Raw genomic sequence first — 14589 nt, 5'->3', positions numbered from 1 at the left:
GAGGCTACAGCGCGAGAACCTGCCCTCGACCTCGCTGCTCGAACGCCTCTTCAATCAGTCGGATTTCTTCGGCGCCGATGGCAACATATTCGCCATCGCGCTCCAGTTGTCCCCACACAGGGGCATCCGCTCTCCAGCGCTGTTTACTCAACTCTGTTTTAATGATCTTGTTCGTTTGTGTCACCGGCAGTTGCCTGTCGACACGAATGTAGCGCGGCATCCATTTCGTACCAAAATCGTTTTGTTCGGCGAGAAATGCAATGAACTGCGCAGGATCAAAATCGGCATTTTCACGCAACTGCAGGGCGACCATCACATTGTCACCAGCCACTGCATCGGGGACAGCATACACGCAGGCCAACACCACATCCCGGTGCCGGCTGATGACTCTCTCAATCGGGGTGACCGCTATATTCTCGCCATCAACGCGCAGCCACTCTGAATCCCGCCCGGCGAAGTAGATCACGTCGTTGGCATCGCGGTACGCCAGATCACCACTGTAGAAATACCCGTTGCGGACACGGTTGCTGGTTGCCTCTTCGTTATTCCAGTAGCCCTCAAACATCCGTGCGCCGCTGGTGTCGACCAACTCTCCCACCGCTTCATCGGCATTCAGCAATCGTCCCTGGTCGTCAAACCGGGCGATGGCACAGGGCTCGCCGGTGGCGCTATCGATTATCGCGACACCAGCCGTGGCCCGGCCTATGGCGTTTGCCGGCGTACTGTCATCGAGCGCCAATCTCACCCCGCCCTCGGTAGAGCCGTAACCATCGGTGACCTCACAGCCAAAACGTCGACTGAATTCCAGCCTGTCCTGCTCGGCCGCTTCATTGCCGAAAATCCGGATCAAACTGTTGGATGCATCATCCGGCTTTTCTTCGGTGGCGAGAATGAATGCCAAAGGCTTGCCGACATAATTGAAGTAGGTCGCGCCGAACTTGCGCACATCGGGCAGAAATCCGGACGCTGAAAACTTTCTACGCAGGGCACTGGTGGCACCGGCCACCAGTGCGGGTGCCCAGGCGGCCATCAGGGTATTGGAATGAAACATCGGCATAACCTGATAAAGCACATCGCTTGCATTGATCTGACAGCGATCCACGATGTTCTCAGCCGTTACCGCCAGTCGCCCCTGCGAACAGATACAGGCCTTGGGTGCACCGCTGGTACCGGAGGTAAAAATAAGCAGGTACGTATCTTTTTCCGTTACGGATACGTCGGGTATCGCAGCGCCACGGTAAGGGGCAAGCGCATGGTCGTAACGCGCGTCGTCAACATTGAATATCCGCGCACTGGATACATTGAGATCAAGACCGGCGAGATCAGCGTGATAGCACTGCTCGGTAACAAGCAGTTGGCAATCGGTATGATTGATATCGCGGGCGAGATCGGCGCCGCGCCGTGTGGGGTTAATACCGACAACAACCGCACCGGCGAGCGCTGCCGCGCCCAGCCACATCGGATACTCCGGTACATTCTGCAACAACACACCAACATGAAACGGCCCCTCAAGCCGGTTCGCCAACAGGAAGTTCGCCCGCACCGAACACTCGCGGACAAACTCCCTGTACGTCCAGCTGGCATCCTCAAACAGCAGCGCAATATTGTCGTCGTCGGCGCGGGATTGAATCAGCTCGCGTACAGTCGTCATCACAGAATCTCCAGCGTTGTGGCAGTTAAGGCAACTGAGGCAAGCCGCATGCCGCGCTACAGTTGTCCCAGAATCAACCCCGAGGTGGGCACACCGGTACCGGCGGTGACAATGGCGTGCTCTACTCGCTTCACCTGGTTACAGGAGGTGCCGCGAATTTGCCGCACGGCTTCGGCAATGCCATTTACGCCGTGGATATACGCTTCGCCCAGCTGCCCGCCGTGGGTGTTTGTCGGCAAGCTGCCATCCAGTTCCAGATTCCCCTCGCGGATAAAGTCCTTGGCCTGTCCGAGTTCGCAGTAACCCAATGCCTCAAGCTGCTGGAAGACATACGGTGAAAAGTGATCGTAGATTGTCGCGTACTGCATATCGCCTGGCTGCAAACCCGACATCGCCCAAAGCTGGTCCGCCACCAGCTTCATTTCCGGCAGATGCGCGATATTCTCGCGGTAGTAACTTGTCATGGTGTGTTGGTCATCACAGGAACCCTGCGTCGCAGCGCGCACCAGCGCGGGCGTCTGTTTCAGGGTTTTAGCGCGTTCCGGCGACGTCAGTACCAGCGCCACGCCACCATCACTTTCCTGACAGCAGTCCAACAAGCGCAGCGGTTCGACAATCCAGCGCGAATTCTGGTGATCTTCCAGCGTAATCGGTTTCTGGTAAAACCACGCCTTGGGATTGGTGGCGGCGTGCTTTCTCGCCAGCACGCAGTACCGCCCGAAATCTTCACTGGTAGCACCGTACTCGTACATATATCGCGTTGCACTCATGGCGACATTGGATGCCGGCGAGACCAGTCCGTGTACACCGCCCCAGGCCCGGGTGGCACCGTCGTAGTTGTGCGCCGCGGTTTTATGCGAGGCGCCACTGCCGTAACGGTACTGCGAGCGCTCATTGAATGCCCGGTACACCACAGCCACTTCACAAATCCCCATGGCGATTGCCATAGCCGCCTGCATCACCACGGCGCAGGCTGCCCCACCGCCGTAGTCGACACGACTGAAGAACTTGAGGTTTTTCCCACCGATAATCCGGTGCACTTCCGACTCCGGATTGTTGTCGGATTTGAAGGTGCTGATACCGTCCACTTCAGCCGGGTCGATACCCGCATCCGCCAGCGCGTCGATCACACACTCGGCTGCAAGTTGCAGCTCGCTGCGTCCGGACTCCTTGGAAAACTCGGTTGCCCCTATGCCGACTATCGCCGCCTTGTTGGCCAAACTTCTCTCAGAACTATTCGCACTCATGTTTTATTCCTATGTTTACGGCGCAGTTTTCAACAGGTCAACGACCACTTTGCCACTCACGTGAACACCGATTTTATTTTTTCCAGCTACCGCCAGATCGACGAGACACCTGCCATCCTCCTCGCGTTTCGCAATCACCTCACCACTCATCACCATGGTGTCGCCCGGATAGTTGGGGGCACCCAAACGTATATTCACCGACTGCAGAATCGCCTCGGGGCCCGCCCAATCAGTGACATATCGGCCAACGAGGCCGTTGGAGGTCAGGATGTTCATGAAAATGTCTGGCGACCCGAGCTCTTGCGCGCGGGTCTTGTCGTGGTGGACGTCCTGATAGTCCCGCGAAGCTATTGCTGTCGAGACAATCAGGGTAGGCGTAATATCGATCTCCAGTTGGGGCAGCTTGTCACCCACGGAAACCTGGTCAAAACAGGTGTTACTCAGTATTTGCTTACTCATGGTTTCCTCTACCTAGTCGGCTCGTCTGAACATCGGAACAGTTAACTCATCATCGCACCGGACAATCTCCAACTGCAGTGGCATTCCAATCTCCACATCGTCACGCGAAAGGTCGATAAGCCCGGCAATCAGGCGTGTACCCTCCTCCAACTCCACTAGGGCGATGGTATTCGGGTACTCAAACGCAGGGAGCGGCGGATAGTGCATAGTGACATGACTGTAAAGCACACCCTTGCCGGATGCCTCGACCGTATCGTGCTCCAGCGAATGGCATTTGGGGCACATCGGTGACGGCGGGTGCCGCAGTGACTTGCACGACATGCAACGCTGGATAAGCAGCTTGTTATCCTCATGCAAGCCCTGCCAGAAAAACTCGGTATCGCGGGTCATACCCGGCCGTGCTCGCGGGGGACGCTCCGGCTCTCGCTTGGCTGGTTTGTAACGCAAAATGGTGAAGCGCATTTCAGCAACTTTTTCATCGTCCTCGGTGAAATACTCCAATAGCTGCGTCAGGAAATACCCTGTACCCAACCCGGTTTTCTTCTCATCAGAAATCGATTCCAGGCGATATTTATGATGCAGTTTTTCGCCTGGCTTGACGTAGCGCAGGTAGGTCTGTTCGCAGTTGGTTGCCACAACTGCTACATACCCAGCCTCGATCATCGCGTTGCCGGCATCTGCCATCGGGTCCGTGGTCGAAGACCCCGGTGCCTGCTCCCTCAAGCCCTTCATCGTCCAGGCCTGAATCATCGTCGGCGGTGCCACCAGACCGCCGTGGCGGGTTGTGGCGGCAAACGCCTCATCCGTATAGATCGGGTTGTTGTCATCCATCGCCTGAGCCCAATGCCTGATCATCGGACGGTTGACATCGTCCCAACTGGTCTTGATGCCCTCGTCACCCGAATCGACATAGGCCTGCATCCTGGCCTTGAATTCTGCCTGCTCTTTACTCATCAAATACTCCAATTCTCGCGCTACTGGTTTGTTATGTGACTTTACATCAGGTATTTATCAGGACTGATTGAAGGGCTATTCGTCCGCCGCTGCAACTGATCCGAAAAGTATGGGCTGCCAATAAATACTTCAAAATTCCCGCTAAGAAAACATATTTTTCTCTGAATTCCCATTTTCCATTTTGATTTTTTTCAGTTCACTGGCCGGGCTTGAAAGTTGATCGGTAATGACACCAATCTGCACTGATATGACATTGCCTTCTCCTTCCCACACTCCGATACTTTTCTTTAGAATCGAGCGTGGTTTGCCAGTCCTCCATGGCTCAAATCGGCTCTGGATATAAAAATTATCATGATTGAACTTCAAGGGTACTCTCTATGAAAGCAGCGGTAGTGCGCGAATCGGGCGGCTTCTCGATCGAGGAACTGACAATCGACCCACCGAAAAAGGGTGAGTTGAAAATCAGGATGAAAGCCACTGGAGTATGCCACTCCGATCTCTCCCTCATCGAGGGCAGGCTGCCACTTCCGCTGCCCTGCGTGATCGGGCATGAAGGTGCCGGTATTGTCGAGGAGGTGGGCGAAGGCGTAACACGGTTCGAAAAAGGTGACCACGTTGTGCTCTCTTATGTCCCCGCCTGCGGCGAATGCAGCTGCTGCCACAACCATCGCCCACACCTCTGCACCAGTGGCAAGATGACCGGCAAAATGCTGGACGATACAGCCAGGGTCCACAGCAATGGCGAGGACATCAATGTGATGCAGTTTCTCGGATGCATGGCCGAATACGCCGTGATACCCGAGACCAGTGCAATCAAAATCGAGAAGGATATCCCGCTGGACAAAGCGGCCCTGGTGGGGTGCGCCGTGATGACCGGCGTCGGTGCTGCGATCAATACAGCGAAGATAGAGCCCGGCGCCAGTGTGGTCGTTTTCGGATGCGGCGGCATCGGCCTGTCCATTATTCAGGGCGCAAAGCTGGCGGGCGCCAATAAAATTATCGCGATCGATGTGGCCGACAATAAACTGGCCATGGCAGAGCACTTCGGCGCCACTCATCTGATTAACTCTGCAAATGAAGCCCCGGTGCAAAAGATCCAGGCCCTGACAGGTGAAGGGGCGGACTACGCCTTTGAGGCGGTTGGCATTCCTGTGCTGATGGAGCAGGCGCACGAGTCTGTGCGCCGTGGCGGCACCGCGGTTATCGTCGGCGTCGCAGCCCTGACCGACACCGTTACGTTTAATGCCCTCACCCTGGCCATGAGCGCCAAGACCCTCAAGGGCTGCATCTACGGCGATGCGAATCCCCCGGTGGATTTCCCGCGCCTGCTGGACCTGTACAAGGCCGGCAAGCTTAACCTGGATGATATGGTGAGCCGGTCGTACAGCATTGATGAAGCACCACAGGCGTTCGAAGATATGAAGAATAACGCCAATGCGCGCGGCGTCATCGTATACTGAGTGCAATCGCCACTGCGAAATGTTTCAGCGTAAAAAACAGAAAGGACTGGCCGAATGAGCAAGCATTTTAATATCGCAGACATGTTTGAGCTGGTCGCCGACGAAGTGCCGGAGCGAACCGCGCAGGTTTGCGGCGAACAGCGTGCGACATTTCGCGAACTGGATAACCGCGCCAACCAGCTCGCCCACTTTCTCTCGAGCCGCGGTGTAAGAGCGGGAGATCACGTCGGACTTTATCTCTATAACTGTAATGAATACCTCGAGGGCATGCTGGCGTGCTTCAAGTTGCGCGCTGTACCCATCAACGTCAACTACCGCTACGTTGAGGAAGAACTGAGCTATATCTTCAAGAATGCGGATATGCGTGCCTGCATTCACCACCGTGAGTTCGTACCCCACATAGCGTCGATTCAGTCTGACGTTCCCGAGCTGCATACTTATATTTACGTGGAGGACGGCAGCGGCTGCGATCCACAAACCATCGCGGCTGTGGAATATGAATCGTCAATGAAAGAACAACGCGACGAACGGGATTTCCCCGAGCGCTCTGATGACGATCTGTTCATTCTGTATACCGGCGGCACCACCGGCATGCCCAAGGGCGTCATGTGGCCCCATAAGAACGTGTTTTTTGCGGCACTTGGCGGCGGCGGACTGTTCCATCCGGAGGGAGTCATCACCGAACCGGAACAGATAACCTCGCGGGTCAGCAAATCGCCTCTCACCTGTATGGCGCTGGCGCCACTGATGCACGGTTCCTGCTGGTGGTTCGCCTGCATCCAATTGCTGGCAGGCAACACGGTGGTATTGAACCCGGAGCACTCGCTGGTAGGCGACACCGTGTGGAGCATCGTTGAGAAAGAAAAAGTGAATTCCGTTGCGATTGTCGGCGATGCGATGGCCGCACCACTACTCGATTCGCTGGAACAATACCCCGATCGCTGGGATCTGGGCAGCCTGTACAGCATTGGCTCTGGCGGCGCCGTTTTTTCTGACAGCAAACAGGAGGCCTTCCGCCAGCACTTCCCCAATATCGTTATCAGGAATTCGTTTGGCTCCTCCGAGAGTGGCAATATGGGCGCGGACGGTGGCGGCGCCAAGGGTAAAGGCCTGGGCAATGTGCAGAAGAGCGAGTTTATGTCCGTTATCAGCGATATCGAAGGTCAGCCTCACCAGCACGTTAACCCTGGCGAGACAGGCATCTTCGCGCGCAGCGGCTATATTCCCACCGGCTATTACAACGACCCGGTCAAAACCGCCAAGACGTTTGTCGAAGTCGATGGCGAGACCTGGCTGCTGGTGGGCGATGAAGCGTGTCTGGAAGAGGACAACAGCATCACTATTTTTGGTCGCGGCTCGAACTGCATCAACTCCGGTGGCGAAAAGATTTTTCCCGAAGAAGTGGAGCAGGCGCTCAAATACCACCCCGATATCTATGACTGCCTGGTCGTGGCGACACCGGACGACCGTTTCGGCAGCAAGGTCACAGCGATCGTATCAGTCAGGGGTGACAACCCCTTGACCCTGGCCGAGGTGCAGGACGAAGCGCGCAAGCACATCGCCGGGTACAAAATTCCACGTGAGTTACATGTGGTTGCCGAAGTGCCGCGCGCGCCGAGCGGCAAACCCTCTTACCCCAAAGCACTGGAAATCGCCTTATCAGGCAACTTCAGCGTGTCATAGCCACAGAGTAAAAACACCATGACTGAGCAAGTGTACAGCGTAAAAAGTTTCGATCGTTTCTTTATCGCCAATGAGTGGTCAACCCCCTCATCCACCGCCACCTTCGATGTGGTCAACCCGGCGACAGAGCAAACCATTGCCACCGTTCCCGCGGCGCAGACTGCCGATATCGACACCGCAGTGAAGGCGGCACGCGAGGCGTTTGACCACGGTCCCTGGCCACGCATGAGCGCTGAACAGCGCGCCGATTGCATGCAGGAACTGTCCACGGCTCTACAACGCGACATACCGGGTATGGCCTCAGTCATCACCCAGGAAATGGGCTGCCCGATCTCTTTTTCTACTGCGGGCCAGACATTCGCACCTATTATGGTGTTGGATTATTATGCCGGTCTGGCGAGAAGCTATCCTTTTGAAGCCGGTCGTCAGGGCATGATGGGGCCAGTGACAGTGCGCCAGGAAGCCGTAGGGGTGGTAGCCGCTATTACGCCGTGGAATGTACCTTTATTCACCACCATGCTGAAATTGGCACCGGCGCTGGCGGCCGGCTGCACAGTGGTGTTGAAACCCGCACAGGAGACGCCGCTGGACGCCTACGCGCTAGCGGAAGCACTGGCGACGACATCCATTCCACCGGGCGTTGTCAACATCGTGCCGGCGGACCGCGAGGTCAGTCAATATCTGGTCTCCCACCCCAGCGTAGATAAAGTGACTTTCACCGGCAGCACTGCGGCGGGGAGAAAAATCGGCGCTATCTGCGGCGAGCAGCTAAAACGCTGCACGCTGGAGTTGGGCGGAAAATCCGCAGCCATTATTCTCGACGACAGCAACCTTGAGACGGTGATACCCCAGCTTTTGCCGAGCGCGATGATGAACACCGGGCAGGCCTGTGTGGCGCAAACCCGTATTCTCGCCTCCCGAGCCCGCTATCAGGAAACCGTCGACGCACTGGTCGCCGCTGTCGATGCGCTTAAAGTCGGTGATCCAATGGATCAGACCTGTGATATCGGCCCGCTGTTTGCCAGCCATCACCGCGACCGTGTGGAAGGCTATATCGCACTGGGCAGGGAAGAAGGTGCCACTATCGCCACTGGCGGTGCCCGTCCCTCTGGGCTGGATAAAGGCTGGTATGTGGAGCCGACAGTATTTTCCAATGTCGAGAACAGCATGCGTATTGCGCAGGAAGAGATCTTTGGCCCGGCCGTTGTTGTGATCCCCTATTCCGACGAGGCGGAAGCCGTCGCCATCGCCAATGATTCCAACTACGGCCTGTCCGGGTCGGTATGGTGTAACGATGTCGAGCAGGGGCTGGATATTGCCCGCCAGGTGCGCACTGGTACGTATGGCGTCAACGGTCAGGGTATGGATTTTCACAGCCCGTTCGGCGGATTCAAACAATCGGGCCTGGGACGGGAGCTGGGGCCAGAAGGCCTGGGTGAGTTTTGCGAGTACAAAACCATTACGCTGCCTGCTGACTATACGCCAAAAGCGTAGTCGCAACCGCCCCATCCACAGACAACCTGGCCGGAGGCGTCAATCTTCCGGCATTCAACCGTATACAGGAGAAACCCATGGCTGAAGCCGTCATTGTAGAAGCTCTGAGAACACCCATCGGCAGAGGCAAACCCGTGGTCGGGGATCTCAGCGGGTTTCACGCATCGCAGTTACTGGCGCTGACGCAGAAAGCCGTGATCGAGAAAGCCGGGGTTGCCCCGGACGAGGTGGGCCAGATTATCGGCGGCTGCGTCACACAGGCAGGTCAACAGGCCAGCAATGTCACACGCACTGCGTGGTTGTCGATGGGTGCCGGCTATGCGCCAGGCGCGATGACTGTCGACGCCCAGTGTGGTTCAGCCCAGGCGGCCAATCACATGATTGCAGCACTGATCGACAACGGTACTATCGATATCGGAATCGGCTGCGGTATCGAGCTGATGAGCCAGGTCAGTCTGGGTGACAACGGGCGCTACAAACCCGCCGGGCGATCACGCCCACAGGAATGGCCATGGGATGAAGCAAAAGGGCAGTTCCACGCAGCCCAGCGGATAGCGGATAATCGCGGCATCAGCCGCCGCGAACTCGAAGAGTTCGGCTGCCGATCACAACAACTGGCGAAGCAGGCCTGGGACAATGGCTGGTTTGACCGCGAAGTGATTCCGGTGGAAGCGCCGATTGTCGACGACGAGGGCGAACCCACCGGCCAGACAAGAACGGTGACGCGTGATCAGGGTCTGCGCGAGACCACGCTGGAAGGCTTGGCCGCATTGAAACCGGTTTACGAGGGCGCCTATCACACGGCGGGCACCTCATCGCAAATATCGGATGGCTCCGCCGCAGTATTGTGGATGAGTGCCGATGAAGCCAAGCGTCGAGGCCTGAAACCGAGGGCGCGCATCATCACCAATGTCGTGGTGGGCACTGACCCTTACTACCTGCTGGACGGCCCGGTGGACGCCACCCGCGAGCTGTTCAAGAAAAGTGGCATGAACATCGGCGACATCGACCATGTTGAAATCAACGAGGCTTTTGCCGCTGTCTGCCTGTCCTGGGCACGGGTGTACAAGCCGGATATGGATATTGTTAACCCACAGGGAGGCGCCATCGCGCTGGGCCATCCGGTAGGGTCTACCGGGGCGCGTTTGATTACAACGGCACTGCATGCACTGGAACGCAAGGACCAGAACACCGCCTTGATCACGATGTGCTGCGGTGCCAGCATCGGGACTGGCACTATTATTGAGCGCATCTAGGTCCGGCAAACACTGCGGTCGGTGATACTGCCGGCCCTGTCGCACCCCGCCGGCAGGTCGTGCTTAGCGAACATATTCAAGACAAACCCGATACCTGAATGTATCACTCCGGCGCAACCTTCGCGCTGGAGCCCAACCCCGACCTGTCAACAAGTATGGGCCTGAGCTATAGAACGCAGGCAATACCAATAACGCAGCTATTAATTAATAGATGTGTTTATTAATTTCTAGGTGTAGTGTAGATTACTGTTTGATCCTGCGCTGACGGAGATTGAGTTTCACTATGGCCAACCAGGAAGCCCCGCTGATAAAGACCAAAACAAGCGGTGCACAACAGTCTACAGACAATGCTCCCCGAAGAGCCTCTGCCGCGCCAAAGAAGGCAAAACTGGGTCGGCCATCGCAACGCAACCCGGGCGAAACACGTGCCAATATTCTCACCGGTGCACTGAAGTGCTTTACCGAAAAGGGCTTTGCCGCCACTACTTTTGCCGCAGTGGGCCGCGAGGCAGGCTTAACCGGCCCGGCCATCTACCAGTATTTTGATTCCAAAGGGGCATTGTACGCCGCGACACTGGAGCATATTTACGAGGTGCTGGTCCCCGATATCGGTACCGCACTGATCGATAATCACAACTTCAAATCCCGCCTGCACCAGATACTACAGTTAACAGTTGATCTTCACGAGAGCAACCCGGCGGCCACTGCCTTTCTGTCCTCGCTCCCGGTAGAGGTGCGGCAGGAGCCGACCCTGAAACAGCATTTGTCCAATCGTTCCAGCACGGTGTTATCCGCACTGACACAGGTTTTCGACGACGCCAAGGCCAACGGCGAAATCTCCTCAGCGCGCAGCACGGAAAGCCTGAGCATGTTTTTTTTCGGCAGTGTTATGGGCCTGTGCCTGTATCACCATGCCAGCCAAAAAACGGCCATGCGAGAGGCCGTCGCGGTGTTTTTTGACATTATTGAAGGCAAACTATTGATTGACTAACCAGCGGTACACTAAATCATGAACCGACCTGCCTTGCAGGTCTATAAATCTAATCAGGAGAGACCATGTCCAGTTGCCCCTATACCAATCTGTTAGACCCGGATCTTTATGTACACGGCAATCATCACGACGCTATGCTGGCGGTGCGCGAGCAGGGTGGCAAAGTCGTCAAGATAGATGACCCGATCACCGGCATCCCCTACTGGGCCATCCAGGGCCGGGAAGAGGTGGATTTTATCTGCAAGCAACCGCTGCTGTTCTCCAGCGAAGAAGCGACGGCTATTCCAATGGAGGCAGAAGAAGGCAGCCTGGAATCACAACGCCTGATGCTGGTCAATATGGACCCGCCGCGCCACAACAAGCTGCGCCGTATCGCGCGAAACGCCTTCACACCCACCACCGTCAGCTCCTATGAGGCAAAATTCCGCCAGTACGCCAAGGAGATCGTAGATGCTGTGGCACCTCGCGGGGAGTGCGAGTTCGTTGAAGATGTGGCAGCAGAGTTGCCGCTTATGGCGATTCTGGAGCTCTGCGGAGTACCCAAAGAAGACCGCAAACAATTCTTTGCCTGGACCAACGCCATGTTCTTTCGCGAAGACGACTCTATGAGCGAAGGTGAAGACAATTCCGCCGCGGCACAGGAGGCTGCTGCCAACATCTATGTCTATGCGGCTGACTTGACGCGTCAACATGCGGAGAAGCCGCTCAACAATATCGTCGGCGCGCTACTGGATGGCAAGATCAACGACGAGAAACTGACCTCCGATGAATTCGCAGCCTTCTTCCTGATGCTGATTGCCGCAGGTAACGAGAGTACCCGCTCAGTCACTGCGCACGGCATGCGCCTGCTCATGGAGCATCCCGACCAGTTGCAAATGCTGGTAGACAACCCGGACCTGATTCCCTATGCCTGCGAAGAAATCCTGCGCTACAACGCCGCGTTTCTGTGTATGCGCCGCGTGGCAATGGACGACGTGGAAGTAGGCGGACAACAGATTAAAAAGGGCGACAAGATTATCCTGTTCTGGCACGGGGTAAACCGCGACGATCGGGTTTTCGACGATCCCATGTCCTTCAATATCAACCGCCACGAAACCATGCCGGATCTGTACAAAGAGCATCGCGCTTTCGGTTTTGGGCAACATTTCTGCCTGGGGTCGCATCTGGCCCGGCTCGAGATGCAAGTCATGTTCGAGGAACTCCTACCGCGCCTGCGCAACCCGACCTTTGCTGCGCCTGTTCAGTATGTAAGGGACTATTTTGTCAACGGGATCAAGGAGATGCGTATCAAGTTTGATCCTGAAGAAAAACCTGCAGCGTAACGGCCTGCATATGCGTTCACACAAGGTTTCCGGAGAATCCGCTATGAATGAAGAAACTCTTCCGGCGAGTCTGGTGAAAAGCCTGCTACTCTCTGCCGAGAAAAAAGGAGGTGACATCGACAAGATACTCGATGGCATCAACCTTTCTCTGAATGCGATCGATACCACAGCGGGCGATGCACGCATTCCTACCAAGGTCTATTGCAAGCTGCTGCGACGCGTCGCACTCCACTCGCAGAGGCATCTGTTTGGCCTACCCGTCAACAAGGATGAGCCAACAACGGGGTTGCGCTTGATGTGTCTGGCACTGCTGTCCTGCAGCAATGTCGAACAGGCGATTGCGTGCACCGCAGACTTCTACCGCCACTACGGACACCCCGGGTGGCGTTTCAGTTTTCTGAGCCGTGAGGATGAAGCCATCATCCACTTTACTGGCCGCGGCAAGGACGAGAAGTACGCCTACGATATTTCATTCCTCCTGCGCCTGTGGTCCTGGCTATCAGGCCAGTTTATAGAGACCAGTGAAGTGCGGTTGATGGAACCGGAAAGTGACGAACTGAATTCCTACAACATACTGTTCGAGGGCGATGTGCGTTTCTCACAAAGCGAAAATGTGATCCGCTTCGATGCGGAACACCTGCGCAGGCCCATCGTACAAACGGAGGAATCCCTAACCAAACTGCTCGAGGAAGCACCCTACGAACTGCTTGTCATGTCGCGCAAAAACCTGAAAAGCATCATGGCCCAGATACGCTTTATTGTCGGCTCTGATTTCACCAAAGGATTTCCCAGTAGAGAAAAAATTTCGGAGATTCTTCATATCTCCTGCTCCAGTCTGCAGCGCAGATTGGCGGAAGAGGGCACGAGTTACCAACTTATCAAGGATGAATTGCGCAAGGACGCCGCCATCCGGTACCTGCATCGTCCCGAACTCAGCGTCACAGCGACCGCCAGCCTGATGGGCTTTGAGGACTCGAGCGCGTTCAACCGCACATTCAAGCGCTGGACGGGGATGCCGCCGGGGCTGTACCGCAAAAATAATCTTGAACCGGCAATGCGTGTAAAACACTAAGCCGGGCTTGCGATGACGCGCTTTACGGGCCGATCTCAGCACGCGTCGAACGGGGGCACGAAATAGTCCATTCGGTCATTGAACCAAGCAACTGATTGGTTTACTATCGCCCATCAAAGTTTAATAGAAGTGAGGCTCGAAGTGCCTGCTGAAGTAATCGCTTCCCTGCACTACAGCAACACGATTACTGCTCTGGGGCCACGTCGGCTGGCGATTGACCCCGGCGGCAGCAGCGTCCTGCGAACTGCGCTGGTTGTCCATGTTTCACACCCTCGAGGGAGCATTATCGTTTGAACAGCAAACCTAAAAAGAGAGGGCGAGTCGTCAGCAATCGTCGGGAGGAAATACTCCAGGTAGCTGCAAAGCTGTTCGCCAGCAGAGGGTTTGAAGCCGCTTCCATTCGTGAAATAGGCGATGCTGCCGGCATATTGTCCGGCAGTCTCTACCATCACTTTAAATCCAAGGACGAGATGCTACACGATCTCCTCAAGCGGTTTGTCGACAAACTCGTACCCCTTTATGAGAGCGTGCTCGCTGAGAGCGAAGATGTCTCGGAGACACTCTCCAACCTCATCGCTGCCGGTCTGAATGTGTCGCTGGAAAACTCCTCGGAACTTACCGTGATTATGCATGAGCGCAAGTTTCTAAATCGCAACCCCGAGTTCTCCTACGTCAATGAAGTGATGCTGGAGGTAGAGCGCATCTGGTACGGCGTATTGCAGGAAGGCGTTCGAAGTGGCGCGTTCAGATCAGACCTGGATATGAACCTGGTACTGCGGATGATTATGGACCTTATCTCCTCAACAGTGATCTGGTACACGCCTAAAAGTCGCTACACGCAGGAGCAGATTGTGAACAACCAGATCAAGTTGCTTTTTCACGGTCTGGTGCACTAGGAGAGATAACCTCTACGAGAGAGCGTTCTGTTCAGTCCCACGTGCGGCACCCTGATAGTTTGAAGTCAGCGCAATTCAACAAGCCTCTACTGAGGCGGTACGAT

The 14589-nt window shown here is 55.9% G+C and carries 13 protein-coding genes; 8 read left to right on the top strand and 5 right to left on the bottom strand.

What is annotated here, in order from left to right; all coding sequences use genetic code 11:
* Positions 1-4: 4 nt before the first annotated feature.
* The 5 genes from AC0L6S_RS19355 to AC0L6S_RS19335 all read right to left on the bottom strand — a co-directional run bounded on the left by AC0L6S_RS19355 (position 5) and on the right by AC0L6S_RS19335 (position 4677).
* Positions 5-1651, bottom strand: coding sequence for an AMP-binding protein (locus tag AC0L6S_RS19355; RefSeq protein WP_473425758.1), 1647 nt, complete (start codon positions 1649-1651; stop codon positions 5-7).
* A 56-nt stretch (positions 1652-1707) separates the two neighbouring features.
* Complete coding sequence (locus AC0L6S_RS19350) at positions 1708-2898, bottom strand: lipid-transfer protein (protein ID WP_473425757.1); 1191 nt, start codon at positions 2896-2898, stop codon at positions 1708-1710.
* Positions 2899-2913: 15 nt separating this feature from the next.
* Positions 2914-3357: a MaoC family dehydratase gene (locus tag AC0L6S_RS19345; RefSeq protein ID WP_473425756.1), complete on the bottom strand. Its 444-nt coding sequence runs from the start codon at positions 3355-3357 to the stop codon at positions 2914-2916.
* Between the two features lie 12 nt (positions 3358-3369).
* On the bottom strand, positions 3370-4311 hold the full coding sequence (locus AC0L6S_RS19340; RefSeq protein WP_473425755.1) for an FAS1-like dehydratase domain-containing protein: 942 nt from the start codon (positions 4309-4311) through the stop codon (positions 3370-3372).
* A 141-nt stretch (positions 4312-4452) separates the two neighbouring features.
* Positions 4453-4677: a hypothetical protein gene (locus AC0L6S_RS19335; protein ID WP_473425754.1), complete on the bottom strand. Its 225-nt coding sequence runs from the start codon at positions 4675-4677 to the stop codon at positions 4453-4455.
* A gap of 11 nt (positions 4678-4688) precedes the next feature.
* Between AC0L6S_RS19335 and AC0L6S_RS19330 the strand changes: the two genes are divergently transcribed.
* From AC0L6S_RS19330 to AC0L6S_RS19295, 8 genes are all read left to right on the top strand, one after another.
* Positions 4689-5771 (top strand): Zn-dependent alcohol dehydrogenase, encoded by a 1083-nt coding sequence (locus AC0L6S_RS19330; RefSeq protein ID WP_473425753.1) that lies wholly within the window; start codon positions 4689-4691, stop codon positions 5769-5771.
* 54 nt (positions 5772-5825) lie between these two features.
* Positions 5826-7454, top strand: coding sequence for an acyl-CoA synthetase (locus AC0L6S_RS19325; protein ID WP_473425752.1), 1629 nt, complete (start codon positions 5826-5828; stop codon positions 7452-7454).
* Positions 7455-7472: 18 nt separating this feature from the next.
* Positions 7473-8948: an aldehyde dehydrogenase gene (locus AC0L6S_RS19320; protein ID WP_473425751.1), complete on the top strand. Its 1476-nt coding sequence runs from the start codon at positions 7473-7475 to the stop codon at positions 8946-8948.
* Between the two features lie 77 nt (positions 8949-9025).
* The gene (locus tag AC0L6S_RS19315; protein WP_473425750.1) at positions 9026-10204 is read left to right on the top strand and encodes a steroid 3-ketoacyl-CoA thiolase; all 1179 of its coding nucleotides are present in this window, start codon (positions 9026-9028) and stop codon (positions 10202-10204) included.
* A 283-nt stretch (positions 10205-10487) separates the two neighbouring features.
* Positions 10488-11195 (top strand): TetR/AcrR family transcriptional regulator, encoded by a 708-nt coding sequence (locus AC0L6S_RS19310; RefSeq protein WP_473425749.1) that lies wholly within the window; start codon positions 10488-10490, stop codon positions 11193-11195.
* Between the two features lie 65 nt (positions 11196-11260).
* Positions 11261-12517, top strand: a complete 1257-nt coding sequence (locus AC0L6S_RS19305; protein WP_473425748.1) for a cytochrome P450 — start codon at positions 11261-11263, stop codon at positions 12515-12517.
* Positions 12518-12560: 43 nt separating this feature from the next.
* The gene (locus tag AC0L6S_RS19300; protein ID WP_473425747.1) at positions 12561-13589 is read left to right on the top strand and encodes an AraC family transcriptional regulator; all 1029 of its coding nucleotides are present in this window, start codon (positions 12561-12563) and stop codon (positions 13587-13589) included.
* Between the two features lie 290 nt (positions 13590-13879).
* Positions 13880-14485 carry a TetR/AcrR family transcriptional regulator gene (locus AC0L6S_RS19295; RefSeq protein WP_473425746.1) on the top strand — a complete coding sequence of 202 codons (606 nt, stop codon included), beginning with the start codon at positions 13880-13882 and terminating at the stop codon, positions 14483-14485.
* Positions 14486-14589 lie beyond the last annotated feature (104 nt).

It is taken from the genome of Halioglobus sp. D3-4 (assembly GCF_055809315.1).
Note: the sequence above shows the minus strand (reverse complement) of the source record. Positions and strands in the feature narration are given on the sequence as shown.